This is a genomic window from Streptomyces sp. NPDC089799 (assembly GCF_040684755.1).
GTDB lineage: Bacteria > Actinomycetota > Actinomycetes > Streptomycetales > Streptomycetaceae > Streptomyces.
In genome coordinates this window covers 271,952-298,707 of record NZ_JBFBGR010000005.1, presented here as the reverse complement: position 1 = coordinate 298,707, position 26,756 = coordinate 271,952, and the positions used below count along the sequence as shown (strand labels likewise).

At 73.5% G+C, this 26,756-nt stretch carries 18 protein-coding genes; 15 read left to right on the top strand and 3 right to left on the bottom strand.

Annotation, left to right across the window (positions count from 1 at the left end; all coding sequences use genetic code 11):
* Positions 1–12 precede the first annotated feature (12 nt).
* The 5 genes from AB0O36_RS07340 to AB0O36_RS07320 all read left to right on the top strand — a co-directional run bounded on the left by AB0O36_RS07340 (position 13) and on the right by AB0O36_RS07320 (position 7,239).
* Entirely contained in the window at positions 13–2,475 is a 2,463-nt protein-coding gene (locus AB0O36_RS07340) for a DUF4132 domain-containing protein (RefSeq protein WP_365105364.1), read from the top strand.
* Positions 2,463–2,855 carry a hypothetical protein gene (locus AB0O36_RS07335; RefSeq protein WP_365105361.1) on the top strand — a complete coding sequence of 131 codons (393 nt, stop codon included), beginning with the start codon at positions 2,463–2,465 and terminating at the stop codon, positions 2,853–2,855. The genes AB0O36_RS07340 and AB0O36_RS07335 overlap by 13 nt, the downstream gene beginning before the upstream one ends.
* Positions 2,856–3,021: 166 nt before the next feature.
* Positions 3,022–4,527, top strand: a complete 1,506-nt coding sequence (locus tag AB0O36_RS07330; protein ID WP_365105358.1) for a hypothetical protein — start codon at positions 3,022–3,024, stop codon at positions 4,525–4,527.
* Positions 4,528–4,696: 169 nt separating this feature from the next.
* Positions 4,697–5,992 carry a MoxR family ATPase gene (locus tag AB0O36_RS07325; RefSeq protein WP_365105355.1) on the top strand — a complete coding sequence of 432 codons (1,296 nt, stop codon included), beginning with the start codon at positions 4,697–4,699 and terminating at the stop codon, positions 5,990–5,992.
* Complete coding sequence (locus AB0O36_RS07320; RefSeq protein ID WP_365105352.1) at positions 5,989–7,239, top strand: VWA-like domain-containing protein; 1,251 nt, start codon at positions 5,989–5,991, stop codon at positions 7,237–7,239. The genes AB0O36_RS07325 and AB0O36_RS07320 overlap by 4 nt, the downstream gene beginning before the upstream one ends.
* A gap of 182 nt (positions 7,240–7,421) precedes the next feature.
* On the opposite strand, the gene AB0O36_RS07315 is transcribed toward AB0O36_RS07320, so the two are convergent.
* Entirely contained in the window at positions 7,422–8,186 is a 765-nt protein-coding gene (locus AB0O36_RS07315) for a DUF4389 domain-containing protein (RefSeq protein ID WP_365105349.1), read from the bottom strand.
* A 138-nt stretch (positions 8,187–8,324) separates the two neighbouring features.
* Between AB0O36_RS07315 and AB0O36_RS07310 the strand changes: the two genes are divergently transcribed.
* From AB0O36_RS07310 to AB0O36_RS07285, 6 genes are all read left to right on the top strand, one after another.
* Positions 8,325–9,275 (top strand): oxygenase MpaB family protein, encoded by a 951-nt coding sequence (locus AB0O36_RS07310; protein WP_365105346.1) that lies wholly within the window; start codon positions 8,325–8,327, stop codon positions 9,273–9,275.
* 34 nt (positions 9,276–9,309) lie between these two features.
* Positions 9,310–11,529: a tetratricopeptide repeat protein gene (locus AB0O36_RS07305; RefSeq protein ID WP_365105343.1), complete on the top strand. Its 2,220-nt coding sequence runs from the start codon at positions 9,310–9,312 to the stop codon at positions 11,527–11,529.
* Between the two features lie 147 nt (positions 11,530–11,676).
* A complete protein-coding gene (locus AB0O36_RS07300; RefSeq protein ID WP_365105341.1) occupies positions 11,677–13,257 on the top strand; it encodes an NAD(P)/FAD-dependent oxidoreductase in 1,581 nt (526 codons plus the stop codon).
* Positions 13,258–13,562: 305 nt separating this feature from the next.
* The gene (locus AB0O36_RS07295; RefSeq protein ID WP_365105338.1) at positions 13,563–14,390 is read left to right on the top strand and encodes an FAD binding domain-containing protein; all 828 of its coding nucleotides are present in this window, start codon (positions 13,563–13,565) and stop codon (positions 14,388–14,390) included.
* Positions 14,387–17,113: a molybdopterin cofactor-binding domain-containing protein gene (locus AB0O36_RS07290; protein ID WP_365105335.1), complete on the top strand. Its 2,727-nt coding sequence runs from the start codon at positions 14,387–14,389 to the stop codon at positions 17,111–17,113. Before AB0O36_RS07295 ends, AB0O36_RS07290 begins: the two co-directional genes overlap by 4 nt.
* Positions 17,110–18,090 carry an antibiotic biosynthesis monooxygenase gene (locus AB0O36_RS07285; RefSeq protein WP_365105332.1) on the top strand — a complete coding sequence of 327 codons (981 nt, stop codon included), beginning with the start codon at positions 17,110–17,112 and terminating at the stop codon, positions 18,088–18,090. Before AB0O36_RS07290 ends, AB0O36_RS07285 begins: the two co-directional genes overlap by 4 nt.
* Positions 18,091–18,102: 12 nt before the next feature.
* Here AB0O36_RS07285 and AB0O36_RS07280 read toward each other — a convergent pair whose 3' ends face one another.
* Together AB0O36_RS07280 and AB0O36_RS07275 are read right to left on the bottom strand one after the other, a co-directional pair.
* Positions 18,103–18,903 (bottom strand): YoaK family protein, encoded by an 801-nt coding sequence (locus tag AB0O36_RS07280; protein ID WP_365105329.1) that lies wholly within the window; start codon positions 18,901–18,903, stop codon positions 18,103–18,105.
* Positions 18,904–18,951: 48 nt separating this feature from the next.
* Positions 18,952–20,940 (bottom strand): serine hydrolase, encoded by a 1,989-nt coding sequence (locus AB0O36_RS07275; protein ID WP_365105327.1) that lies wholly within the window; start codon positions 20,938–20,940, stop codon positions 18,952–18,954.
* Between the two features lie 147 nt (positions 20,941–21,087).
* Between AB0O36_RS07275 and AB0O36_RS07270 the strand changes: the two genes are divergently transcribed.
* The 4 genes from AB0O36_RS07270 (at position 21,088) to AB0O36_RS07255 (ending at position 26,738) form a co-directional block, all read left to right on the top strand.
* Positions 21,088–22,194, top strand: coding sequence for a nitronate monooxygenase family protein (locus AB0O36_RS07270; protein ID WP_365105324.1), 1,107 nt, complete (start codon positions 21,088–21,090; stop codon positions 22,192–22,194).
* Between the two features lie 17 nt (positions 22,195–22,211).
* Positions 22,212–23,834 (top strand): acyl-CoA synthetase, encoded by a 1,623-nt coding sequence (locus AB0O36_RS07265; RefSeq protein ID WP_365105321.1) that lies wholly within the window; start codon positions 22,212–22,214, stop codon positions 23,832–23,834.
* Between the two features lie 101 nt (positions 23,835–23,935).
* Positions 23,936–25,036, top strand: a complete 1,101-nt coding sequence (locus tag AB0O36_RS07260) for an ionic transporter y4hA (RefSeq protein ID WP_365105318.1) — start codon at positions 23,936–23,938, stop codon at positions 25,034–25,036.
* A gap of 214 nt (positions 25,037–25,250) precedes the next feature.
* Positions 25,251–26,738 carry an AMP-binding protein gene (locus tag AB0O36_RS07255; protein ID WP_365105316.1) on the top strand — a complete coding sequence of 496 codons (1,488 nt, stop codon included), beginning with the start codon at positions 25,251–25,253 and terminating at the stop codon, positions 26,736–26,738.
* The last annotated feature ends 18 nt before the right edge of the window (positions 26,739–26,756 follow it).

Genomic DNA, 26,756 nt, shown 5'->3' with positions numbered 1-26,756 from the left:
CATCATCCCGTCATGCCCTACGACACCCTGGTGGCCGGAACCAGCGCGAACGACGCCTACACGGCGCGGCTGTTGCGCGCACTGACCGACCCGGACTGCACGTTCTACGGCGCGGATGAGGACGCGGACGCGGACACGTTCGCCGACGCGGAGGCGCAGCCGGACCTCTCGCAGGTGTCCGACGAGGCGCTCGGCACCCTCCTCGTGGTCGCCTACGCGGTGGACGGCCCGGTCACCCCCGCCCGGACGGCCGTCGCCTCCGCGGTCGAGGACGCCATCAGGACACGGCAGCCTGCCTACACGCCCGACGCGTGCCGCAGGATGTTCGAGGCGCTCGCCGAAAGGCGCGAGGACCGCGGCTGGGCCCTCCTGCTGGGCCTGAACGTGCTGGAGCACTGCACGGGGCAGCTGCCCGACCTGTCCGTCCCGGCCCGCACCCTGGTCGGGTCATGGCTGGAGGCGGGCACCATACGCGGGACGTACGTGCTGCTCACCATCGCGGAGCTCGCGGGCGAGGGGACACTGCGCGCGGCCGTGGAGCGCCTCGCGGACGAGGTGGGCCCCATCGTCGCGGACGAGATCGCCGTCGTTGCCGGACTCCCGCCGGCCGAGCGGGCGGTGCTGAGCGCCATCGAGCGCGAGCACCGGTTCATCTCGCCCGGCACCTTCAGCTGGCAGCAGGCGGCGGACAGCCCCGCCTACGTGGCGTTCACCCGCCGCGCGCTGGAAGCGGCGGCCGACCGCACCGACGCGATCCGGACCGGCGGGATCCCGTACCGGGCGGACAAGGCGTTCACGGACCGGGAGGTCACCTCGCTGGGGCAGGCCCTGAGGGTGGCGCTGCTGCGCGACGAGCCCTGGCTGCACGGGCTGTTCGAGCGGCTGCTCCCCGGCATCGCCCTCGCCCCGACGGCGGCGAAGACGCTCCCCTCGCAGGCCCTGCTGTACGAGGTGGTCCGCGCCGCGGAGGAATTCCCGACGCCCGAGCTGGTGACCGCGATCCGCACCGTACGCCGGACCGTCCGGCACGCCGGGGTGCCCCGGCAGCTCGACAAGATGCTCAAGCGGGTCGACGCGGCCCTGGCCGAACGCACCGAAGTGGCGCTGAGGCTGCCGAGGATGGACTTCGAGCCCACCTCCACGGGTGGTGGTTCCACGGGGAGTGCGGGCGGCATCCTCCGCCGGACCGCCGGCGAGTACCAGGCCGTCGTCACGGTCGCCGAGACCGCCACCCTGACCTGGGAGAAGGAGGGCCGCCCGCTGCGTGGGCTCCCCGCGCCGGTCCGTCGTGACCACCCCGCCCTGGTCAAGGAGCTGCGCGAGCTGGTGAAGCGGGTCGACGCCCAGCTCGTCACCCTCGTGCGCGCCCTGGAGGGAAGCTTCACCGTCGATGCCGTCCACCCCTTCGGCGGGTGGCGCACCGATCTGATCGGGCACCCCCTGGCCCGGACCCTGGTGCGCCGGCTGATCTGGGAGATCGAGGTGGCTCCCGGAGAGTGGCGGGCCGTGCTCCCGGAGGCCGTCGACCACCTGCCCGACGTCCCCGACGACGCCTCCGTACGGCTCTGGCACCCCCTCCGCTCCGACCTCGACGACGTGCGGGCCTGGCGGGAACTCCTCACCGAGCGGTGCATACAGCAGCCCTTCAAACAGGCGTTCCGGGAGATCTACCTCCTCACCCCGGCCGAGGAGGAGACCCGCGTCCACTCCAACCGCTTCGCCGCACACCTCGTCCACTACCGGAGGATGTACGCCCTGTTCCGCGCGCGGGGGTGGCGGAGCAGCCGCCTCGGCCCCTGGGACATGGGCGACGGCGCCGACGCCGAGCGGATTCTCGCGGCTGGCGCGTGGCGGGTCCGGTTCGCGCACTACTGGGTCGAGTGGGCGGACATCGGGGACGACGAACTGGCGTCGACCGACCAGGTGCGCTTCGACCGCAGGGTGGAGGGCGTCTGGCGCGAAGCACCCCTGGCCGATGTGCCGCCGCTGGTGTTCAGCGAGGCCATGCGCGATGTGGACCTGTTCGTCGGGGTCACCTCGGTCGCCGCGGATCCCGAGTGGGCCGACCGGACCGTGGAGGGCCATCCCGGGTACTGGCGCAGGACCGCCTTCGGTGAGCTGACGGCGGGCGCGGAGGTGCGCCGTGAGGTCCTGGAACGGATCCTGCCGCGCCTGAAGATCGCCGACCGGTGCTCGCTGGACGGGCGCTTCCTGGTCGTCCGCGGCGATCTGCGCACGTACCGGATCCATCTCGGCTCGGCCAACGTGCTGATGCAGCCCAACGACGCGTACCTGTGCATCGTCCCGGCGCGCGGCACGGGCACGGGCAAGGGGGGCGGGAAGGTGTTCCTGCCGTTCGAGGACGAACGGCTCTCCCTCGTCCTCAGCAAGGCGTTCCTGCTCGCCGCCGACGCGAAGATCACCGACGAATCCATCCGCGTGCAGATCGAGCGGGGTGCCCGATGGCCGGAGTGACGTTCCGGGACGAGACCGCGGCGGGCAAGCCGCTCGCCGCATGGACGGTCGCCGGTCTGCCGGACCGGATGACCGTGGGCGAGCTCATCAGGCTCCGGGTCCGGGAGGAGGTCGACCGGCACAACGCCTGTCCGGGCGAACGTTTCACGGGTCTCGTCCGGCCCGACGACGCCGAGACGGAGCTGAACGGCTACCGGCTGCGGGAACCCCGCCGCATCGACTGGGAGCGGCAGGCCGAGATCGCCGAACGGGCCTTCCTGGCCAACGGGTTCTTCGTACTGGCCGGTGACCGGCAGGCCGAGGACCTCGACGAAATCGTGGACCTCACCCGTGACCCGGACCTGGTCTTCATCAAACTCGTCGCCCTCGTCGGCGGGTGAGGGGGCATCCGGCCGCAGCACCGGGGGTCCGAGCCGAGCCAATTCGAGGCGGTCCGAGCCGATCCGATATTCCCTGGCGGACCGCGGGCGACGGCCGTACGATCACCGCGATGAACACTTCCCCTCTGCACAGATTGGGGGACCCGTCCACGCAAGGTGAGGGCTGATGCCCATTCACCCGACGGACGAGGATTCCCGTCTTTCGCTGTGGCTGCGCGTGCGTGAGTACGCCGTGCCGCCCTCCATGATCGAGACCGCGACCGCCCGCCGATCCGTCGGCGACTGGGCGGGGGCGTGCGCCGCCGCGGGCTTCGACACCGATCTGCACCTGCCTTCCGTGGCGCGCACCCACGGCCGCACGTTCGCCACACGGCTGCGGGCCGACCTCCGGCACCTGGCACCCGACCTCCTGCGCTGGCACATGCCCAGGACCGCCCCCGACGGACTGCTGCGACCGGGCCTCACCGTGGCCCTGGCGCGGTACGACGGCTCGGGGCGGGATGACGGCTCGGCACGCGATGACGGCCGGGGACGGGACGGCGGCTCGGGGCGGGACGCCGGCGAACCGGTGTACCTCGTGGCCCGGACCCCGCCCGCCTGGGCGGACGCCGGCCAGCGGATCGTCCTCACCCTGTGGGACGGAACCCGCTCCGACACCGGGACCCGGAACCACCCGCACCCGCGGCCCAGCCGGCGCTTCCGCCTCGACCTGCACCGGCACCTCTGGGACGCGCGCAGCGCCGACGAACTCCGCCACCGGTCGGGCGCCGGCGGTCCGCCCGCCGACCGTCCCGCCGCCTACGGGCCCGCCGCCGACGGTCCGCCCGTCGGCGTCCCGGGCCTGCCGCACGGACCGCTGCACCGCTGTGCCGTGGACCGGTGGGCGGCGGAGGCCCGGCTCCTGCTCGCCGCCGACGGGCTGCCCCCCGGCCCCGTCGAGGTACGCCTCGGCGGCCGGCACCGTCTGATCCTCGACCCGGACACTGCCCCGGGCGCCGGCCCCGGCGGGTCCGCCGGGGACGACGGCACCTGCCCGGCGACGGGACGCGGCGCACGACCGCCGTCCCCCGGCGGCCGGCTGGTGCCGGTCCTGCCCGACGCGGCGACCTGGGTGCCACCGGACCTCGAACTCCTGCGCGCCGGGGTGATCGAGGCCGACCGGCTGCACCCGCTCGTCGCGCGGTCGCTCGTACCCGGTCACGTTCCCGCCGTGCCCGGGGCCCGTCCGCACCCCGCGGACGAACCCCGGTTCGTGGACTGCCGGGGCTCCCGCCACCGGATCGGCCTGGTCGACGGGACCCTGGTCCCGCTCGACCACGATCCCGGCGAACTCCGGCGCGAGGAACTGCTGGTCGCTCTGAGCGGCACGCCGCTTCCCTGCCTGCGGGTGATCGACCAGGCGCACCGTAGTCCCGCATCACTCTCCGGCATCCGCGAACGCCTCGCCCACGGCGACACCGCCGGAGCGCTGGCCGTCGTCGAGGGCCTGCTCGGTCCCGGCGCGGTGCTGCGCGACGGCGCGCTGCGGGACGAGCTGGAAGCCGCCGCGGAACAGCGCATCACCTACGGCCTGTTCAGGGCCGGGCTGATCGGACCCGGGCCCGGCGACCAGGTGCACACGCACCGGCCGTACGCCCCGCGCCGACGCACGCGCCGGTACGGCGGCCACTGACTCCGGGGCCCGAGAGCCCCGTTCCTCCCTCACCCAATCGCCCCACCCAGTGCCCCACCCATCTCACCCGCTTCACCCCACCCACCTCACTCGCTTCACCCCACCCACCTCACTCGCTTCACCCCACCCACCTCACTCGCCTCACCGACGAACCCACAGGTGATCACCCATGCCTTCTGCCGTGTCCTCCGCCCTGCCCACGTACGACGCCCTGCCCGAGTACGACGCCCCGGTCGCGTACGACGCCCCGGCCACCCCGTCCCAGCTCGACGTGGCCGCCGACCTGCTGGCCCTGCTCCGCGACACCACCACCGAACCGCGCCCCGACATGCAGCTGGAGGCCCTGACCCTGGCCGTGGCCGCCGACCTGCCCGTCCTCCTGTGGGGTGAGCCGGGCATCGGCAAGACCGCGGCCCTGACCCAGCTCGCAGAGAACCTGGACCTGCCCCTCACCACGGTGATCGCCAGCGTGCACGAGCCGTCCGACTTCTCGGGCCTGCCCGTCATCGGCGACGACCCCGCCGTGCAGGGCGTCCCCATGGCCCCGCCGGACTGGGCCGTACGCCTGGTGCGGGCCGGTCGCGGGCTGCTCTTCCTGGACGAGCTGTCCACCGCCCCGCCGGCCGTTCAGGCCGCCCTGCTCCGCCTCGTGCTGGAACGCCGTATCGGCGCCCTGCAACTGCCGCCCGGCGTACGGATCGTGGCGGCGGCCAACCCGCGCTCCTCGGCGGCCGACGGCTGGGAGCTGAGCCCGCCGCTGGCCAACCGTTTCGTCCACCTCCAGTGGACCCACGACCAGGAGGTCGTGGTCCGCGGCCTCGGCGGCACCTGGCCCCGGGCGACCCTGCCGCGGCTCGACCCCGCGATCCTGCCCGAGGCGGTGGACCTCGCCCGCCGGGCCGTGTGCGGGCTGCTGTCCGCCCGCCCCGCCCTCGTGCACCGGCTGCCGAGCAGCGAGACCCGCCGCGGCGGCGCCTGGCCGTCCCCGCGGAGCTGGGAGATGACCCTCCGTCTGATCGCCTTCGCCACCGCGGCCGGAGCCTCCCGGGACGTCCTGTCCCTGCTGGTGCGGGGCACGGTAGGGGACGGGCCGGGACTGGAGCTGCTGGCGAGCCTGGACCGGATGGACCTGCCGGACCCCGAGGAACTGCTCGCCGACCCGGCGGCCGCCGTCCTGCCCGACCGCGGGGATCTGCGCCAGGCCGTGCTCGACGGCGTGGTCGCGGCCGTCCGCAGCCGTCCCGACAAGCCCCGCTGGGACGCCGCCTGGTCCCTCCTGGTGCGGGCGCTGGAGACCGGCGCCCCCGACCTGGTCGTCGTCCCCGCCACCACCCTCGCCTCGCTCCGCCGCGACGACTGGGACGTCCCGGAGACGATCGAGCGGCTCGCCGGAGTGGTCACCCTCTCCCGGCGCGCCGACCAGGCGGCCGCCCGGACGGCCCTCGCGCAGAAGCCGCGCCGATGACCGGGGGCACACCACCCGGGGCTCTGGACCTCGACAAGCTCTACGCCGCCCGGCTGCAGGCCGCCCGGGCCCGGCCGTACCTCGCGACCGCGCTGTTCGCCCTGCACACCGTCCCGTCCCGGCAGGTGCCGACGATGGCCGTGGACCGGCACTGGCGCTGTTACGTCGCCCCCGGGTTCGTGGACCGGACCCCGGTGGAGGAGCTGGCCGCCGTATGGGTGCACGAGGTGTCGCACCTGCTGCGGGACCACCACGGGCGCAGCGAGCGGGCGGCCAGGCAGCACGGGCTCACCGGGCCGGGGGACCGGCTGCGGATGAACATCGCCGCCGACTGCGAGATCAACGACGACGCGTTCGGTGACGGACTGGTCCGGCCCGAGGGTGCGGTCACGCCGGACACGCTGAGGCTGCCGTCCGGGCAGCTGATGGAGGAGTACCTCGGCCGGTTCCGGCTCGGCCGGCTCACCGAGGGCCTGGCCTGGCTGGACTGCGGCAGCGGCGCCGACGGGCGGGCACGCGAGTGGGACCTCGGACCGGACGGCGCGCACGGGCTGAGCGCGCAGGAACGCGACGCCGTCCGGTTCCGGGTGGTGGAGGGGATCAAGGCCCGCCCGGGAGACGCCCCGGAGACCTGGGAACGGTGGGCGGAGGAAGCGTTCCACCCGCCCCAGCCCTGGCGGCAGCTGCTCGGAGCGGCGATCCGCTCGGCGGCCTCCGCCTCCGGCGCGGGACAGGACTACAGCCACGGCCGCCCCTCGCGGCGGTCTGCCGCGGTGCGCGGCGCCGTCCTGCCGAGCCTGCGGCGCCGGCCGCCCCGGGTCTCCGTGATCATCGACACTTCCGGATCCGTGAGCGATGCCGAGCTGGGCAGCGCTCTCCTGGAGGTCGCCGCGATCTCGCGGGCGGTGGGCGGCCGCCGTGACCTGCTCACCGTCATGAGCTGCGACGCAGCCGCCCACGTGGCGCACCCGCTGTGCCGGGCCGAGGGGATCCCCCTGGTGGGCGGCGGGGGCACGGACCTCCGCAGGGGCTTCGCCACCGCGCTGCGGGCCCGTCCGCAGCCGGACGTGGTGGTCGCCCTCACGGACGGCCAGACGCCCTGGCCGGAGAGCCGCCCGCCCTGCCGGACGGTGGTGGGCCTGTTCCCCCGGGAGCTCTCGCCCCGCGAGCTGCGCCGCCGGGAGAACGATCCCCACTACGAGCCGGACGCCCCGCCGGACTGGGCCCACGTGGTCAACATCGGATAGGGCGCGTGCAGAGGGCGCCGCGTGCACAGGGCATCGTGCCCACGGCACCGTGTGCCCACGGCACCGTGTGCCCACGGCACCGTGTGCCCACGGCCCCGCGTACAGGCGCACGGCCGCGCGCCCCCTTCGGGCCGTGCCCCTTCGGCCCTGCCCTTCGGCCGCGCTTCCCCGGCCGCGACCCTTCAGTCGCAGTCCCACAAGTCCCCGCCCGGGGCCGCGGCGAGGGGTTCGTCGCCGCCCTGGTCGAGCCGGAACGGCGGGTAGACGTCCGTCATCAGGGCGGCGTAGGCGGTCACCCGGAGCACCCACCGGTCCAGGCCGATGACCAGGTCGAAGACGTCCCGCGGGTACTTCTCCCGGAACAGCAGGACGAACCCCGCGATGATCACAAGCAGCGTGATCAGGCCCCCGCCGTACCGGTAGCCGCCGGTGAAGAAGACGAGCACCAGGTAGTGCGGGATCGCGAGCAGCCACCACTTCACCAGGACCAGGCCGCGCGAGAGCCGCTCGGGATACGCGATGTCCAGCCGGGCCGGGTAGTCGGGCTCCGGGCCCAGGCTGAACGGCGGGTACCGGTCGGTGCCCAGCGCGCTGTACGCGTAGAAGCCCACCCGCCACGACCAGCGCAGCACGCCCAGGTTGAAGTCGAACAGCGCCCGCGGGTACCGCTCCGTGAACAGGATCGCGAAGAGCGCGACCAGCCACACGACGAAGAAGGCGATCCACAGGAAGACCAGCACGACGTAGTGCGGGATGGCCAGGATCCATTTCACCAGCCACAGCCAGCGCGACAGCGGGCCGTCCAGGCGCGCCGACACCGCGACCGGCCGCCCCCCGCCGGGCGCGGGGACATAGGGGCCGGCAGGTCCGGCAGGTCCGGCAGGTCCGGTGGGTCCGGTGGGTCCGGTGGGTCCGGTGGGTCCGTAAGGGCCGTCGGGGGTGGTCATGCGATCAACTCCTTCGCACGGGACTGACCCGGAGCGCCCCCTTCCAGCATGACGAAGGGCCCCGGGGCGTGCAGCCCGGCGCCGGAGACACCCCGCACGCGCCCTTCCGGAACGCGCTCCCGTCAGTAGGCTGGGACGATGCGGAGCGATCCGGGACCGGCCGGCGGCAGTGATCCCGACCCCGGGCTCTACGGACCCGCGTCGGTCACCTGGCACTGCCACGGCGACCCGATGATGTGGCTCGCCGGAGTCCGCGCGCTCTACCTCCAGGCCCTGCACCCACGCGCCGTGCGCGGCGTCATGGAGAACTCGGCCGCCTTCCGGGACCAGGGGGACGGGCAGGACACCTGGGGCCGGCTCCTGCGCACCGCCGACTTCGTGGGCACCCTCACCTACGGCACCACCGAGGCCGCGGAACGGGCCGGCGCCCGGGTCCGCGCCATCCACCGCACCCTCACCGCCACCGACCCGGCCACCGGCGAACGCTTCCGCGTCGACGACCCCGAACTGCTTCTGTGGGTGCACTGCGCCCAGATCGACTCCTTCCTCCACGTCCTGCGCAGGTCGGGCGTACCGCTCACCGCGGCACAAGCAGACCGGTACGTCGCCGAGAACGTGGCCAACGCCCGCCTCGTCGGCCTCGACCCGGACCGGGTGCCCGCCGACACCGCCGCCCTGGCCGCGTACTTCGAGCGGACCCGGCCCGGACTCGCCGCGGGCCCCGACGCCCACGTCGTCGACGCCTTCCTGCGCCGCCCGCCCGTACACCCCCTGCTGCGGCCCGCCCGCGCCCTGCTGTGGCGCCCGCTCGCCGCCCTCGCCTACGGGTCACTGCCCGGCTGGGCGCACCGCCTGTACGGCAGACCGGCACCGGCCCCACGCGCCGTCACCCGGCGCCTGCGCCTCACCGGACGCCTGCTGCGCACCATTCCCGCAGGTCTGCGCTGGCAGATGCCGCCAGGTCACATCTTGAGAGCAATGCGCCGGATGGGCTCCTCGACCCGACCCTCGGCGTACACACTGCGCAGAGCGGCGGCCATACTTGAGGTTCCTCCGCCGACGGCAGGCGGAGGGCCGGGGAGGGCATGACGGCACAGCACGACAACGGGGGCGGCACCGACAGATGGCGGAGAGCAGACTGATCCATGGCCGGTACCGGTCCCTCGACCTGATCGGCCGGGGCGGTATGGGCGAAGTGTGGCGTGCCCGCGACGAATCCCTCGGCCGCCATGTCGCCGTCAAGTGCCTCAAACCGCTCGGACCGGAACAGGACGCCCACTTCACCCAGGTGCTGCGCGAGCGCTTCCGGCGCGAGGCGCGGGTCGCGGCCTCGCTCCAGCACCGGGGCGTCACCGTCGTCCACGACTTCGGCGACGAGAGCGCCTCCGGCGGACTGCTCTACCTCGTCATGGAGCTGCTGGAGGGCCGCAACCTCAGCCAGCTGATGGAGGACAACGGCCGCCGCCCGCTGCCCGTGGACGTGGTCGTGGACATCGCCGAGCAAGTGGCGGCCGCCCTCGCCTACACCCACGAGCAGGGCGTGGTGCACCGCGACCTCAAGCCCGCCAACATCATGCGGCTGACCGACGGCACGGTGAAGATCTGCGACTTCGGCATCGCCCGGCTCGCCCACGACATCGGCTTCACCGCCAAACTGACCGGCGGCGGCATGGCCATGGGCACACCGCACTACATGTCCCCCGAGCAGATCGCGGGCGGAGAGGTCGACCACAGCAGCGACCTCTACTCGCTGGGCTGCGTGCTGTACGAGATCGCCACCGGCGCGCCGCCCTTCGACCTGGGCGACTCCTGGTCGGTGCTGGTCGGCCACCGGGACACCCCGCCGGTGCCGCTCCGGCAGCACCGGCCCGAACTGCCCGACTACTTCGAGCGGGTGGTGCTCGCCCTGCTCGCCAAGTGCCCCGAGGAGCGCCCGGCCGACGCCCGGCGGCTGCACGAGGACCTGCTCGCCGCCCGCCGCGGCCCGCTGCCCGGCACCGGTCCCGTCGAGCTGCCGCTGCCCGCCTGGGCCCGCGGCATGACCGGCGGCCGCCGGGCCGGCCTCGACGCCCGCCCCGCGAGCGGCGCGTGGACGGTGCTGACCGGCGCCTGGACGGCCCCCAGGCCGACCCCGGGCTCCGTGCCCGCCATGCCCCCGGTACCGATCACCGCCGTACCCGCGCCCGTGCCCGCCGCACGCGTGCCGGCCCTGCCCGCCCGCCCGGCCGCCTCCGAGGACCCGCGGCTCACCGCCCCCTACGGAGTGCCCGCCGAGCCCGGCCACGCCGACCCCGAGCACCCCGCCACCCTCACCGCCCGCTTCGAGGCGGCGTGCGCCCTGAGCCGGTCCGGCCGCCCCGCCGACGCGCTCGCCGAACACCGCGCGGTCGCCGCCGCCCGCACCCGGCTGCTCGGCCCCGACCACCCCGACAGCCTCGCCGCGCGCCAGGAGACGGCGTACGTCCTGGGCCAGCTCGGCCGCTACCAGCAGGCCCGGGAGGTCTACGAGGAGGTGCTCGCCGTACGGATCCGGACCATGGGTGCCGACCATCCCGACACCCTCCTGTGCCGGCACAACCTGGTGTGCGCGCTCGGCCGCCTCGGCCGTTACGCCGAGGCCCACATCACCGCCGAAGAGGTGGCCGCCGCCCGGGCCGCGGCCCTGGGACCCGACCACCCGGACACCCTGCTGACCCGCTACGAGGCGGCGTACGCGCTGGGCCAGCTCGGCTGCTGGGAGGACGCCCTCGCCGGCTACCGGCAGGTGGCCGCCGCCCGGGAACGCACCCTGGGCCGGGACCATCCCGCCACCCTGGCCGCCCGCTACGAGGTCGGCATCGCCCTGGGCCGGCTCGGCCGCGGCACCGAGGCCCTCGACCTGTTCCGGTCCCTGGTCCGCGACCGCACCCGTGCGTACGGCGCCACCGACCCGGAGACCCTGCGCGCCCGCCACGTCCTCGGCGTCAACCTGGGCCGGCTGGCCCGCTGGGACGAGGCCGTGGTCGAGGCCCGTCAGGTGGGCGGGCTGCGCGCCAAGGTGCTGGGCGCCGACCACCCCGACACCCTGGTCAGCCGCCGCGAGGTCGCCGTCGGGCTGGGCTGGCTCGGCCGCTGGGGCGAGGCACTGCCCCTCTACCGGGAGATCGCCGGCGCGCGCGAACGGGCGCTGGGCGCCGACCACCCGGAGACCCTGGACGCCCTCGGCGACGAGGCGTACTGCCTGGACCGGCTCGGCCGCGAGGCCGAGGCCGCCAACGTCCGCGCCCGCGCCGCCGAACTCCGCGGCCAGGGCTTCACCTACGGCAGTGCGCTGCCGCCGGCGGTGGGCGCCCCGGGCGGTTAGGGCCTCTCCGGCGGATCAGGGTCGGACAGGCCCCGGCCGGTCCCGGCCCGCTGCGGATCCCCTCGGCACGCCGCAAACGCCGCACGCCGCACGCCGCACACCGCACGCCCCCTGGCCCGGACGGTGGCGCCGTGTTAGAGAAGGGCCATGAACAGGACTCATGGCTTCCGGACGGATCTGTACGACGCCGTGATCGTCGGCGGTGGGCACAACGGACTCGTGGCCGCCGCCTACCTGGCCCGCGCAGGGCGCTCCGTACTCCTCCTCGAACGGCTCGGGCACACCGGCGGCGCCGCCGTCTCCACCCGCCCGTTCGCGGGCATCGACGCCCGGCTCTCCCGCTACTCCTACCTCGTCTCGCTGCTTCCGTCGAAGATCGTGCGCGAACTCGGACTGGACTTCGCGGTGCGCAAGCGCACCGTCTCCTCCTACACCCCGGCGGTCCGCGACGGCCGGGCCACGGGGCTGCTGGTGGGCGGCGGGGAGGAGCGGACCCGGGAGTCCTTCGCCCGGCTGACCGGTTCGGACCGGGAGTACGAGAGCTGGCGGGACTTCTACGCCATGACCGGACGGGTCGCGCGGAAGGTCTTCCCCACCCTCACCGAACCGCTGCCGGACCGGGCGGAGCTGCGCAAGCGGATCGACGACGAGACGGCCTGGCGCGCCCTGTTCGAGGAGCCGCTCGGGGTGGTGCTGGAGGACCGCTTCGCCGACGACCTGGTGCGCGGCGTGGTCCTGACCGACGGCCTGATCGGCACCTTCGCCGACGCCCACGACCCGTCGCTGGCACAGAACCGCTGCTTCCTCTACCACGTGATCGGCGGCGGGACGGGCGACTGGGACGTGCCCGTGGGCGGGATGGGCGCCCTGACGGACGCGCTGGCCGGGGCCGCTCTGGCGGCCGGGGCGGAGATCGCCACCGGGCACGAGGCGGTACGGATCGACACCGACGGAGCGGACTCCGCCGAGGTGACGTTCCGTACGGCCGCGGGCGAGGGCCGGATCGCGTGCCGGCGGGTGCTGGTGGCCGCCTCGCCCAGGGAACTGGCCGGCCTGCTGTGCGAGGAGCCGCCCTCGCCGCCGGCCGAGGGCGCCCAGCTGAAGGTGAACATGCTGCTGAGGCGGCTGCCCAGGCTCCGCGACTCCGCCGTCGACCCGCGCGAGGCGTTCGCCGGCACCTTCCACATCGGGGAGGGGTACGCCGAACTCGCCCGCGCCTACGCACAGGCGGCCTCGGGGGAACTGCCCGCCGCACCGCCCTCGGAGATCTACTGCCACTCGCTGACCGACCCGTCGATCCTCGGCCCCGAACTGGTGGAGCGCGGCTACCAGACGCTCACCCTGTTCGGACTGCACACCCCTGCCCGGCTGTTCGAGCGGGCCAACGAGGAGGCCCGGGAGGTGCTGCTCGCCGGGACCGTAGCCCAGCTCGACGCCCACCTCGCCGAGCCGCTGATGGACTGCCTGGCGGAAGACGAGGACGGCCGCCCCTGCATCGAGGCCCGGACCCCGCTGGACCTGGACCGCGACCTGCGGTTGCCCGGCGGCAACATCTTCCACCGCGAACTGTCCTGGCCGTACGCGGACGATCCGGGCGGGCCGGGCCGGTGGGGCGTGGAGACGGGGCACCGCACCGTGCTGCTGTGCGGGGCGGGAGCGGTGCGCGGCGGTGGCGTCAGCGGCATTCCGGGGCACAACGCGGCGATGGCGGCGCTGGAGACCCTCTGAAGCGCGTCCGGGCGGCCCGGGACGCCGCCGGACGTGCACCGCGAAGCCTCGACTGGGCGGTACCGGCCCGTTCTGCATAGGCTGGAAGGGAATCGCGCCGGGCCCACGGCTCTCCTCCAGCGGTTCGACCGCAGCGGACACCACGGTTCCGTCGCCCCGGAACCCGTGCCGCCGCCGGCACGTACCGCACTCTTCTTCCGGGACTGCCCGGCCTGCGAGCGGTACAGCGCTCCGGTCGGCCGGGCCCGCAGGTGGTCCCTCGGACGACCGTCGTACGACCGTCGTCGTGAGGGAGAGCAATTCCCATGGACCTCAACACGATCACCGAAGTCGTCCGGCGTCCGCCCGACCGGCCGGGCGCGATCTGGCACGAAGGCGACGCCTGGCTCGCGGGCGGGACCTGGCTCTACTCCGCGGAGCAGCCGGACCTGCACCGCCTCGTCGACCTGACGGCGCTCGGCTGGGACCCGCTCGTCCCGGGTGACGCGGGCCTGGAGATCGGCGCCACGTGCACCATCCGCGACCTGTACGCCTTCAGGCCGCCCGCGGACTGGACCGCGGGCGGCCTGATCGCGAAGAGCTGCGAGGCGTTCCTGTCGTCGTTCAAGGTCTGGAACTCCGCCACCGTCGGCGGCAACATCTGCATGTCCCTGCCGGCCGGCCCGATGATCACGCTGACCGTCGCCCTGGAGGCCGAGTACGAGCTGTGGGCACCGGACGGATCCGTGCGCAGGGTCGACGCCCTCGACTTCGTGACCGGCGACCACCTGAACGTCCTCACACCCGGGGAAATCCTGCGCCGCGTCCGCATCCCGGCGCGCGCCCTGCGCAAACGCGCCGCACACCGGCGCTTCTCCCTCACCCGGCTCGGCCGCTCGACGGTGTTCCTCATCGGTACCCACACGCCGGGAACCGGCGACCTGATGCTCACCGTCACCGCGGGCACCACCCGGCCCGTGCGAATGGCCTTCGCCACCGTGCCCGACGCCGGCACGCTGCAGGAGAGCATCGACGTCATCGCCGCCGACGTCTGGTTCGCCGATCCGAACGGCACCCCCGACCACCGCCGCCACCTGACGAAGTACTTCGCCGAGGAGATCCGGCGCGAACTGATGTCCGGAGACCTGCCATGACGTACACCGTGAACGGCAAGCACTTCGCCGAGGAGCCCGCCCCCGGCCAGTGCCTGCGGACCTTCCTGCGGTCGCTCGGCCACCACGGCGTCAAGAAGGGCTGTGACGCCGGGGACTGCGGCGCGTGCACGGTGTGGCTGGACGGCGCCCCGGTACACAGCTGCATCACCCCCGCCTTCCGGGCGGAGGGCCGCGAGGTGACCACGATCGAGGGGCTCGGATCACCCGGCGACCTGCATCCCGTACAGCGGCGGTTCCGCGACGCCCCGGGGTTCCAGTGCGGTTTCTGCACCGCAGGAATGATCATGACCTCGGCCACCTTCACCGAGGAGCAGAAGCAGGACCTGCCGCGGGCGCTGAAGGGCAACCTCTGCCGCTGCACCGGTTACCGGGGGATCGAGGACGCCGTGAAGGGCGTCACCGGAGTCGAGACGGCCGCACCGGGAAAGGCGGTCGGGACGAGCGTCGGCGCGCCGGCCGCCGAGGACGTGGTGACGGGCCGGGCCGAGTTCACCATGGACACGCACATGGAGGGAATGCTGCACCTCAAGGTGCTGCACTCGCCCCACGCGCACGCCCGGATCGTCTCGGTCGACAAGACCGCCGCGCTCGCCGTCCCCGGCGTGCACCGCGTCTACACCTGGGAGGACGTGCCGCGCAGACGGTTCACCACGGCGATCCACACCGACCACCTCGTCGACCCGGACGACACCTACATCCTCGACGACACGGTCCGTTTCGTCGGCCAGCGCGTCGTCGCCGTCCTCGCCGACACGGTCGGCGCGGCGGAGGAGGGCTGCCGCAAGGTGGCCGTGGAGTACGAGGTGCTGCCGGCGGTTCTTGACCCCGAGGAGGCCATGGCCGACGGGGCACCCCAACTGCACGGATCGGAGGACCCGTTCGTCCGGGACTCCGTCCACAACCTCCTGCTGGAGGTCCACACGCACATCGGCGACGTCGAGGCGGGCTTCGCCGCCGCCGACGTGGTCCACGAAGGTACCTACTTCTCGCCGCGCGTCCAGCACGTACACCTCGAAACCCACGGCTCGATCGCCTGGATGGAGGACGGCCGGCTGAACGTGCGCACCAGTTCGCAGTCGCCGTCGATCGCCAAGGTCAAACTGGAGTACCTGTTCGCGCTCCGCCCGGACCAGGTCCGCGTGTTCTGCAAGCGCGTCGGCGGAGGCTTCGGCGGAAAGCAGGAGGTCATCTCGGAGGACCTCGCCGCGCTCGCCGCCCTGGACACCGGGCGTCCCGTCTGCTTCGAGTACACCCGCGAGGAGGAGTTCACCACCGCTTCGCCCCGGCACCCGATGAAGCTGACGGTCAAGCTCGGCGCGAAGGCGGACGGTACGCTCACGGCCTTCCAGGTGCGGAACGTGTCCAACACCGGCGCCTACGGCAACCACGGGGGCGAGACGCTGTACGCGGGCGGCGCCGCCGTCATGATCTACCGCTGTCCCAACAAGAAGTACGACGCCTATTCCGTCTACACCAACACCGTTCCCAGCGGCGCGCTGCGCGGCTACGGGATGACCCAGCCGGCCTTCGCCGTGGAATCGGCCATGGACGAACTGGCCCTCGCCCTGCACATGGATCCGCTCGACCTGAGACGCCGCAACATCGTGCGCCCCGGCGACTCCCTCATCGCCCTGCACGACGGCCCCGACGACGTGATGTTCAACGAGGACGGGCTGTCCAAGTGCATCGACCTCGTGGCCGGCGCCCTGGCCCGCACCTCCGACCAGCCCTCCCCGGGCCCCGGTTGGCTCCTCGGCGTCGGCGTCGCGAGCTCCCTGCACGAGACCGCGCCCCCGACCGACCACATCTCCGAGGCATGGATCACCCTCGGCGACGACCTCGTGTACGAACTGGCCGTCGGCACCGTCGAATTCGGCGAGGGCACGTCCACCGCGCACGTGCAGATCGCGGCCAACCAGCTCGGCACCACCCCGTCGCGGATCCGCCTGGTGCAGTCCGACACCGACCGCACGGGATTCGACACCGGCGCGTTCGCCAGCGCCGGACTGTTCGTGGCGGGCAATGCGGTGCAGCGCGCGGCCAACGCGGTGCGCGACCGCATCCTGGAGTTCGCCGCCGCGCACACGGGGGTCCACCCCGTGATGTGCACGATGGACCACGAACACGTCGTCTGCGGGGACGACCGCGTCCCGCTGGCCGAGCTCGTCGCCGTCGCCCGGGCGCGCGGCATCCGCTTCAGCGCGGCCCGCAAGGCATACGGATCGCCCCGCAGCGTGACCTCCAACACCCAGGGCTTCCGCATCGCCGTCCACCCCGTGACGGGCGAGATCCGTGTCCTGTACAGCGTCCACGCGGCCGACGCCGGTGTGCTGATCAACCCCGAGCAGGTCCGCGGCCAGGTGGACGGCGGTGTCGCCCAGGGCATCGGATTCGCCCTGACCGAGAACCACCGGATCGACGCGGACGGCGCCATGGTCAACCCGAACCTGCGCAACTACCGGATCCCCACGTACGCCGACGTGCCCCGCACCGAACTGCTGCTGGTGGGCTCGTCGGACTCCGTCGGACCCATGCACGCCAAGGGAATGGCCGAATGCTGCATCAATCCGGTGGCCCCCGCCCTGGCGAACGCCCTCCGCGACGCCACGGGCGTCCGCTTCCGCGAGCTGCCCCTGACCCCGGAACGCATCTACAGCCGGATCGGTGAAGGCAGGTCGGCGCGGACGGGACCGGGACGATGACCACCGATCGGCACGCGGGGAGCGGCACCGACGCCGCGACGGTGATCATCGGTCACACGATCAGGCCGGGAATGGACCGGGAGTACGAGAAGTGGCAGGAGGACGTCAACGCCGCCGCCGCCCGGTACCCCGGACACCTCGGCGCCGAGGTGTCCCGGCCGACGGCCCTGCAGCCCGACTGGGTCGTCGTCTACCGGTTCGACTCGATCGCCCATCTGCAGGCGTGGATCAACGGCGCCACCCGGCAGCGGCTCCTCGACATCGGCGAGAAGTACTTCGACGGCCCCGGGACCCAGCAGGTGATCAGCGGCGGCACGCAGCCCGCGGACCCGCTCGTCACCGTCGTGGTCACCCACCGCATCGCCCCGCACCTGGTCGACGACTTCCTCGCCTGGCAGAGCCGTATGACCGAGGAGGAGGGCAAGTTCGAGGGGTTCCGCGGGACCGAGGTCTTCCGCCCGGTCGAGGGACTCCAGGACGAATGGACCACCCTGTACCGGTACGACAACGCCGAGCACCTCGACGCCTGGCTGACCTCGCAGAGACGGCAGGAACTCCTCGCCGAGGGCAAGAGGTTCGACGACTTCAAGCTGCGCACGATCGACAACTCGTTCGGGAGCTGGTTCGCCTTCGAGGAGAACGGCAAGGAAGTGCCGCCGCCCTCGGAGACCAAGACGGCCATCGCGGTCTGGGTGGGCCTGTACCCGACCGTCGTCCTGCTCACGCTCCTGCTGTCGCCGCTGAAGTGGCCGCTCTGGCTCGGGCTCCTCGTGGGCAACCTGCTGTCGAGCTTCACCATGAGCTTCTTCACGATGCCCTACTACGTGAACCGGCTGCTCAAGCGCTGGCTGTGGCCGCCGGCGGACGAACCCGCCGCCAGGGTCAACCTCAGGGGTCTGGGTATCGTCGCCGCGGTGACCGTGTTCTGGGTCGTGGTCTTCTACCTCGTCACGCGGCAGATCTGGACGCTGCCCTGACCGCACCCGGGCTCATCGGGTCGTGGCCAGCCGCGGCTGCGGTACGCGGGCGAGCGCCGCCAGCAGGGACAGGGCGGCAGCGGTCAGCAGCAGTGACTGCAGCGGCCAGCCCCGGTGGATGCAGAGGGCGCCCGCCAGGCCGCCGGCGAACATCGCGACGACCGAACCGGCCCGCCGGGCGGTGGCCCCCCGCGCGTGGCCGAACGCCGGGTCGTGGCCGAGCGCGGAGCCCGCGACGAACGCGGTCATGGCACGGGTCGCCAGGGTGGTGGGCATGTCGGGGACGCTGACCCGCATCGCCGTGACGTTGCGCATGCCCATCGTCGCCGCCAGCAGGGCGATGGTGGCGAGATGGCGGCCGGTGGGGGAGGAGCGCACCGGGGGCAGGTCCCAGGCGGTCACGGCGGCCCCGGCCACCAGCACCGCCTCGATGAGCAGGGCGATGACGAACCAGCGGTGCCGTTCGGCCTCCAGCCGCCGTTCCAGGCGGGCTGCGGCCAGTGCACCGAGGACGAACGCGCCCAGTGAGGTGGCGGGGCCGACGACCGACAGCCCGCCCTCGCCGAGCGTGCCGAAGGCCAGGAACAGCACGTTCCCGGTCTGCATGCCCGTGAAAACGGTGCCGAGCGCGAGCAGGCTGGCCGCCTCGACCAGGCCGGTGACCACGGTGAGCAGGGCCATCAGCGCGGTGAGCGAGGCCGCCGGAGCACCGAAGGTCCGGGTGGGACCGGACCGACCGCGGGCGGGTCGGCCCGGCCGGCCGGGCCCGGCAGGCTGACCATCCGGTTGGGGCGGCCGGGGCGGCTGCTGCACGGTCCTGCGTCCTCCTTCGGTGTCCGCTGCGGTTGTCGCGGGTCCGGCTCAGTCGGTGGAACGGGTCCAGCCGGCCGCCTCGATCCGGGCCGCGTCCTGCGGACGGTCCTCGGCGAACAGCGGGGACCCGGCCCGCTCCGAGATCCGCAGCACGTCCAGGTACACCCCGCGACCCACGTACCGGCCGGTTGCGGTGTGGCGGAACCGGAGCCGGACCTCCCGCCCGGCCCAGGCGGTGAGGGGCGCCTCCAGGCGGTGCCAGATCCGCCCCGACCAGCCGCCCACGGTGCCGCCCGGCCACTGCTCGGGGCTGCCGCCGGTGGCGCGTACGGTCGTGAAGGGCACGGGGGTCCATGCCACACCGTCGGCCGAGGCTTCGAGGGTCAGCGCGCCCTCGCCGGGCACCGTGTCCCACCAGACGGCGCAGCGCAGCCGGGCGCCGTCGCCGGACGGGGTGACCGGGGGCAGGGTGAGGGTGCCGGAACCGCCCGGGGCCATGCCGGAGAACCAGGCGGCGCCGCCGTGCCGGGTGCGGACCGGCACGGCGCGGGCGAAGGCGTTGCCGACGGCGACGCGGGGGGCGCTGCCGGCCCGCCAGGTGCGCACCGGGTGGACCGAGTTGCCCAGCAGGACGAGGAAGGAGTCGGAGGACGGGTCCAGGACGAGGGAGGTGCCGGTGAATCCGGTGTGGCCGGCGGAGTGCGGGGTGGCCATCGCGCCCATGTACCAGTGCTGGTAGAGCTCGAAGCCCAGGCCGTGGTCGTGGCCGGGGAAGGCGGTGTTGAAGTCCGTGAACAGCAGCTCGACGGAGGCGGGGCGGAGGATCCGCTTGCCGGCGTAGCAGCCGCCGTCGAGCAGGGTCCGGGCCAGGACCGCCAGGTCCCAGGCGGTGCCGAAGATGCCGGCGTGGCCGGCGACACCGCCGAGGGCGTACGCGTTCTCGTCGTGGACCTCGCCCCAGACCAGGCCGCGGTCCACACCGGACCAGGGTGGCCGCTGTACCTCGGTGGCGGCGATGGTACGGCGCCAGGAGAGCGGTGGGTTGTAGCGCGTGCGGTGCATCCCGAGCGGAGCGGTGATCTCGTCGTGGAGCAGGACATCCAGAGTGCGGCCGGTGATCCGTTCCAGGAGCAGTTGCAGCGCGATCAGGTTCAGGTCCGAGTAGCGGTAGACGGTGCCGGGCGTGTCCTGCGGTCGTACCGACCACAGCAGCCGCAGCCGACCCTCCCGGGTGGACTCCTGGTAGAAGGGCGCCCACGAGCGCAGCCCCGAGGTGTGGGTGAGCAGCTGACGGACCGTGATCAGTTCCTTGCCGCCGCCGGTGAAGCCGGGCAGGTACCGGTCCACCCGGGCCTCCAGGTCCAGCCGTCCGCGTTCCATCTGCTGCACCGCGAGCACCGAGGTGAACAGCTTGGTCAGCGAGGCGAGGTCGAAGACGGTGCCCTCCGCCACCGCGATCCGCTCCGCCGCGGGGAACTCGCGCGGCCGGTCGGTCCGGCCGTCGTAGTCGGCGTACCGGACCGCGTCCCCCATCGCGCGGTGCAGCGCGACCGTACGGCCCCGCCCGGCGAGGACCACGGCCCCCGCGTAGTAGGGGTGTTCGGGGGACGGGCCGAGGAAGCGCCGGGCCTGGTCCGCCACCGCCTCCAGGTGCCGTTCCACCAGGCCCGCCTGCCGGGCCGATCCGTACCGCAGCCGCAGCCCCTGCAAGGCCCGCCGCTCGGCGGGCCCGCCCGCGGCCCCGGCGCTCCCGGGCAGCGCGGCACCGAGCAGCACCACACCGCCCAGCGCCAGCAGCCGCGCCCCGAGCCGCCGCCTGCTCAGCCCGCCCCCGGCCGAACCCGCGCATCCGCTCGCGGCGGAAGCAGCCTGCCCGACCCCGGCCGAGTCCGCGCACCTGCTCGCGGCGGAGCCCGCCTGCCGGGCCCCAGTCGGACCCGCCTGCCCGCCCGCGGCCGAACCTGCCTGCCCGGCCCCGACTCCGGCCGTGCCCGTGTCCGCGCACGCCCCTCCGTACGCCCCCGTCTCCCCGTTCATGAGCCGCCCTCCTGTCCGTCCTCGCGCACGCTAACGGTTATCTGCCCGTCCGCCCGGCACCTGGTGCCCCGACCGGCCCGCAAAGAATCTGACGCTGCATCAGAAAACCTCTTCCCTCGGCCGCCGCACTGCGGCATCCTGCGCCCCATGGAGACGGAGCTGAGCAAGAAACTGGGAGTCGAGCACGCCATCTTCGGCTTCACGCCCTTCCCCGCGGTCGCCGCCGCCATCACCCGCGCCGGCGGCTTCGGCGTCCTGGGCGCGGTCCGCTACACCGCCCCCGACGAACTCCGGCGCGACCTCGACTGGATGCAGGCCCACACCGACGGCAAGCCGTACGGCCTGGACGTGGTCATGCCCGCCAAGAAGGCCGTGGACGGTGTCACCGAGGCCGACGTCGAGGCGATGATCCCCGCCGGACACCGCGAGTTCGTCCGGGACACCCTCGCCAAGTACGACGTGCCCGCACTGCCCGAGGGGGAGGCGTCCGGCTGGCGCATCACCGGCTGGATGGAACAGGTCGCCCGCAACCAGCTCGACGTCGCGTTCGACTACCCCATCCGGCTGCTCGCCAACGCCCTGGGCTCCCCGCCCGCCGACGTCATCGCCCGCGCCCACGACCACGGTGTGCTCGTCGCCGCCCTGGCCGGCAGCGCCAAGCACGCCCGCCGGCACGCCGACGCCGGCATCGACATCGTCGTGGCCCAGGGCTACGAGGCCGGCGGCCACACGGGCGACATCGCCACCATGGTCCTGGTCCCCGAGATCGCCGAGGCCGTGGCCCCGCTGCCGGTGCTCGCCGCCGGCGGCATCGGCAGCGGCGAACAGGCCGCCGCCGGCCTGGCGCTGGGCGCCCAGGGCGTCTGGCTCGGCTCCCTCTGGCTCACCACCACCGAGGCCGACCTCCACTCCCGCGCCCTCACCGAGAAGCTGCTCGCCGCCGGCAGCGGCGACACCGTCCGCTCCCGGGCCCTCACCGGCAAGCCCGCCCGCCAGCTCCGCACCGAATGGACCGATGCCTGGGACGACCCGAACGGCCCGGGTGCCCTCCCCATGCCGCTCCAGGGCCTCCTGGTCGCCGACGCCGTCTCCCGCATCCAGAAGTACGGGGTCCAGCCCCTGCTCGGCACCCCCGTCGGCCAGATCGTCGGCCGGATGAACAGCGAACGCAGCGTCCAGGCCGTGTTCGACGACCTCACCCGCGGATTCGAGCGGGCGGTCGACCGCATCAACCGCATCGCCGGCCGAGCCTGAGGAGGAGCGAGCCCGCCATGACCGAGCCCGCCAAGACCGCACCCGCCACTACGGCGCCCGCCACGACCGAGTCGGCGGCGCCCGCGCCCGCCGCCGAGGTGCCGAACGGATTCTGGGCCCAGGCCGCCGCCGACCCCGAACGTGTCGTGCTCACCGCTCCGGACGGAGAGCAGTGGTCCGCCGGCCGGCTGCACGCCGCCGCCAACCGCCTCGTGCACGGCCTGCGCGCCGCCGGCCTGGAACGCGGCGACGCCTTCGCCGTCGTCCTCCCCAACGGCGTCGAGTTCTTCACCGCCTACCTCGCCGCCTCCCAGGCCGGCTTCTACCTCGTCCCCGTCAACCACCACCTGGTCGGCCCCGAGATCGCCTGGATCGTCTCCGACTCCGGCGCCAAGGTGCTCATCGCCCACGAACGGTTCGCCGAGGCCGCCGGAGCCGCCGCCGACGAGGCGGCACTGCCCGCGAGCCACCGCTACGCCGTCGGAACCGTCGCCGGCTTCCGCCCGTACGCCGAACTCCTCGACGGGCAGCCGGACACCGCCCCCGAGGAGCGCACCCTCGGCTGGGTGATGAACTACACCTCCGGCACCACCGGCCGGCCGCGCGGCATCCGCCGCCCGCTGCCCGGCAAGCTCCCGGAGGAGACCTACCTCGGCGGCTTCCTCGCCATCTTCGGCATCCGCCCCTTCGACGGCAACGTGCACCTGGTCTGCTCGCCGCTCTACCACACGGCCGTGCTCCAGTTCGCCGGCGCGTCCCTGCACATCGGGCACCCGCTGGTGCTGATGGACAAGTGGACCCCGGAGGAGATGCTCCGCCTCATCGACACCCACCGGGCCACCCACACCCACATGGTCCCCACCCAGTTCCACCGCCTGCTCGCGCTCCCGCAACCGACCAGGGACGCCTACGACGTGTCCTCGATGCGGCACGCCATCCACGGCGCCGCGCCCTGCCCCGACCACGTCAAGCGGGCCATGATCGACTGGTGGGGCCGGTGCGTGGAGGAGTACTACGCGGCCAGCGAGGGCGGCGGCGCGTTCGCCACCGCCGAGGAATGGCTGAAGAAGCCCGGCACCGTCGGCAAGGCCTGGCCGATCAGCGAGCTCGCCGTCTTCGACGACGACGGCAACCGGCTGCCCGCGGGCGAACTCGGCACCGTCTACATGAAGATGAGCACCGGCGGCTTCAGCTACCACAAGGACGAGGGCAAGACCCGCAACAACCGCATCGGGGACTTCTTCACCGTCGGCGACCTCGGTGTCCTCGACGAAGAGGGCTACCTGTTCCTCCGCGACCGCAAGATCGACATGATCATCTCGGGCGGGGTCAACATCTACCCCGCCGAGATCGAGTCCGCGCTGCTCGCCCATCCCGCCGTGGCCGACGCCGCCGCCTTCGGCATTCCGCACGCCGACTGGGGCGAGGAGGTCAAGGCGGTCGTCGAACCCGCCGAGGGCTTCACGCCCGGACCGGCCCTGGCCGCCGAGATCCTCGACCACTGCGGGCGCCGCCTCGCCGGCTACAAGCGCCCCAAGAGCGTGGACTTCATCGCCGCCATGCCGCGCGACCCCAACGGCAAGCTCTACAAGCGGCGGCTGCGCGACCCGTACTGGGAGGGCCACGACCGCCCCATGTGACACCCGATGTGACACCCGATGTGACCCCGGCCGGCCCGCACCCGGCAGTCCGTACGGTGTCGGGTTCGACCCGAGCGCGGTCATCATGGCAGTTTGGGGGCATGAGTACGGCAACGCGGAGATCGCCCCTGACCGACTGGACCCTGGTGGTCCCCTTCGTGGCGCTCGTCGCGCTGATCCTCAGCTGGGGCCGGGCCATGCCCGGCTGGGCGGTGGGACTGGTCGCGCTCTGCCTGGCCGGAGCCGTCCTGGCCGCGGTCCACCACGCGGAGGTGGTGGCCCACCGGGTCGGCGAACCCTTCGGTTCGCTGGTCCTCGCCGTCGCCGTCACGGTCATCGAAGTGGCCCTGATCGTCACCTTGATGGCCGACGGCGGCCCCAAGACGGCCACCCTCGCCCGCGACACCGTCTTCGCCGCGGTGATGATCACCTGCAACGGCATCGTCGGCCTGTCCCTGCTCGTCGCTGCCCTCCGCAACCGGGTCGCCGTCTTCAACGCCGAGGGTTCCGGCGGCGCCCTCGCCACCGTCGCCACCCTCGCCGTGCTGAGCCTCGTCCTGCCCACCTTCACCACCAGCAAGCCCGGCCCCGAGTTCTCCACCGGCCAGCTCGCCTTCGCCGCCGTGGCCTCGCTCGCCCTCTACGCGCTGTTCGTCGGCGTCCAGACCGTCCGGCACCGGGACTACTTCCTCCCGGTGGAGACCGGTACCCCTTCCTCCGAAGAGGAGCACGCGGAGCCGCCCGCCCTCCGCGCCGCCGTGGTCAGTTTCGGCCTGCTGCTGGTGGCCCTGGTCGCCGTCGTCGGCGACGCGAAGGCCGTCTCGCCCACCATCGAGTCGGTCGTGGCGGACGCGGGACTCCCGCAGGCCTTCGTCGGCGTGGTCATCGCCCTGCTGGTGCTGCTCCCCGAAACCCTCGCGGCCGTCCGCGCCGCCCGCCGCGGCCGTGTCCAGACCAGCCTCAACCTGGCCTACGGCTCCTCCATCGCCAGCATCGGCCTCACCATCCCGGCCATCGCACTGGCCACCGTGTGGCTGTCCGGACCGCTCGTCCTCGGGCTCGGCCCGACCCACATGGTGCTGCTCGCCCTCACCGTGGTCGTCGGCGCGCTGACCGTGGTCCCCGGCCGGGCCACCCTCCTCCAGGCCGGAGTCCACCTGGTCATCCTCGCCGCGTACCTCTTCCTCGCGGTGAGCCCCTGAGCCGTGTGCCCCTGTGCCCCTGAGCCGTGTGCCCTTGTGCTCCCGTGCCTCGGGCCCCTGTGCCCTCGGCTCCCCGAGCACTTGCGCCCCTGAGCCCTTGAGCGCGTGACTCCGTGAGCCCGCGAGACGGGCCGAAGTCCTGCGGGCGGCGCGCCGATCTGTCAGCATCCCGTGTGGTACCCCCCAGGTGTCCCACGGGTGAGACGAGGTCGGCGTGACGAAGCAGCGGCAGATCCGGCACAACACCGTCGACGGCCTGGTCCGGGACACCGCGGCGCGGGTCCCGGACCGGACGGCCGTCCGCCACCGCGACCGCAGCTGGACGTACGCCGCGCTCGACGCGGCCGTATCCGCCGCGGCCGCCCTGCTCCGCGGCCCCTGGGGACTGGCCCCGGGCGACCGGGTCGCCACCTTCGCCCACAACTCCGACGCCTACCTGATCGCCTGTCTGGCCTGTGCCCGGGCCGGGCTGGTGCACGTCCCGGTCAACCAGAACCTCACGGGCGAGGACCTGGGCCACATCCTGGAGAACTCCGGCAGCGCCTTGGTCCTCGCCGACCCGGAGCTCGCCGGGAAGGTCCCCGCCGGGTACCCGGTGCGCCCCCTGCAGGAGGTGACGGCCGCGCCCCCGGCCACGTACGGACCGTCCACCGACCCCACCGCGCTGGTCCAGCTCCTCTACACCTCGGGGACCACCGCGCTGCCCAGGGGCGCGATGATGACGCACGAGGCCCTGTGCCACGAGTACGAGAGCGCCGTCGAGGCCCTCGACCTGGCGGAGGAGGACCGTCCGGTCCACTCGCTCCCGCTGTACCACTCGGCGCAGATGCACGTCTTCCTGCTGCCCTACCTGGCCGTGGGCGCGGAGAACACCATCCTGGACGCCCCGGTCGCCGAGCAGGTCTTCGACCTGGTGGAGAAGGGCGGCGCCGACAGCCTGTTCGCCCCGCCGACCGTGTGGATCGGCCTGTCCAACCACCCGGAGTTCGCCGTGCGCGACCTGGGCGCGCTGCGCAAGGCGTACTACGGGGCCTCGATCATGCCCGTCCCCGTCCTGGAACGCCTCCGGGACAGGCTGCCGGACCTCGCCTTCTACAACTGCTTCGGCCAGTCCGAGATCGGCCCGCTCGCCACCGTCCTCGGACCGGACGAGCACGAGGGCCGGATGGAGTCCTGCGGCCGTCCCGTGCGGCACGTGGAGGCGAAGGTCGTCGACGAGGACGGCACGGAGGTTCCCGACGGCACGCCCGGCGAAGTGGTCTACCGGTCCCGGCAGCTGTGCCTGGGCTACTGGAACGACCCCGAGGCCACCACAGCCGCCTTCCGTGACGGCTGGTTCCGCTCGGGCGACCTGGCGGTCCGCGACGCGGAGGGCTACTACACGGTCGTCGACCGGGTGAAGGACGTCATCAACTCCGGCGGCGTCCTGGTCGCCTCCCGCCAGGTCGAGGACGTCCTCTACACCCACGAGGGAGTGGCGGAGGCGGCGGTGATCGGCCTGCCGGACGACCGCTGGATCGAGGCGGTCACCGCCGTCGTGGTCCCGCGCGGCACGGTGACGGAGGAGGAGGTCCTCGCCCACGCCCGCGACCGCCTGGCCCACTTCAAGGCCCCCAAACGCGTGCTCTTCGTCGACTCCCTCCCGCGCAACGCCAGCGGAAAGATCCTCAAGCGCGAACTCCGCACCCGGTTCACCGGCTGACGCGCCGCCGAAACCCGG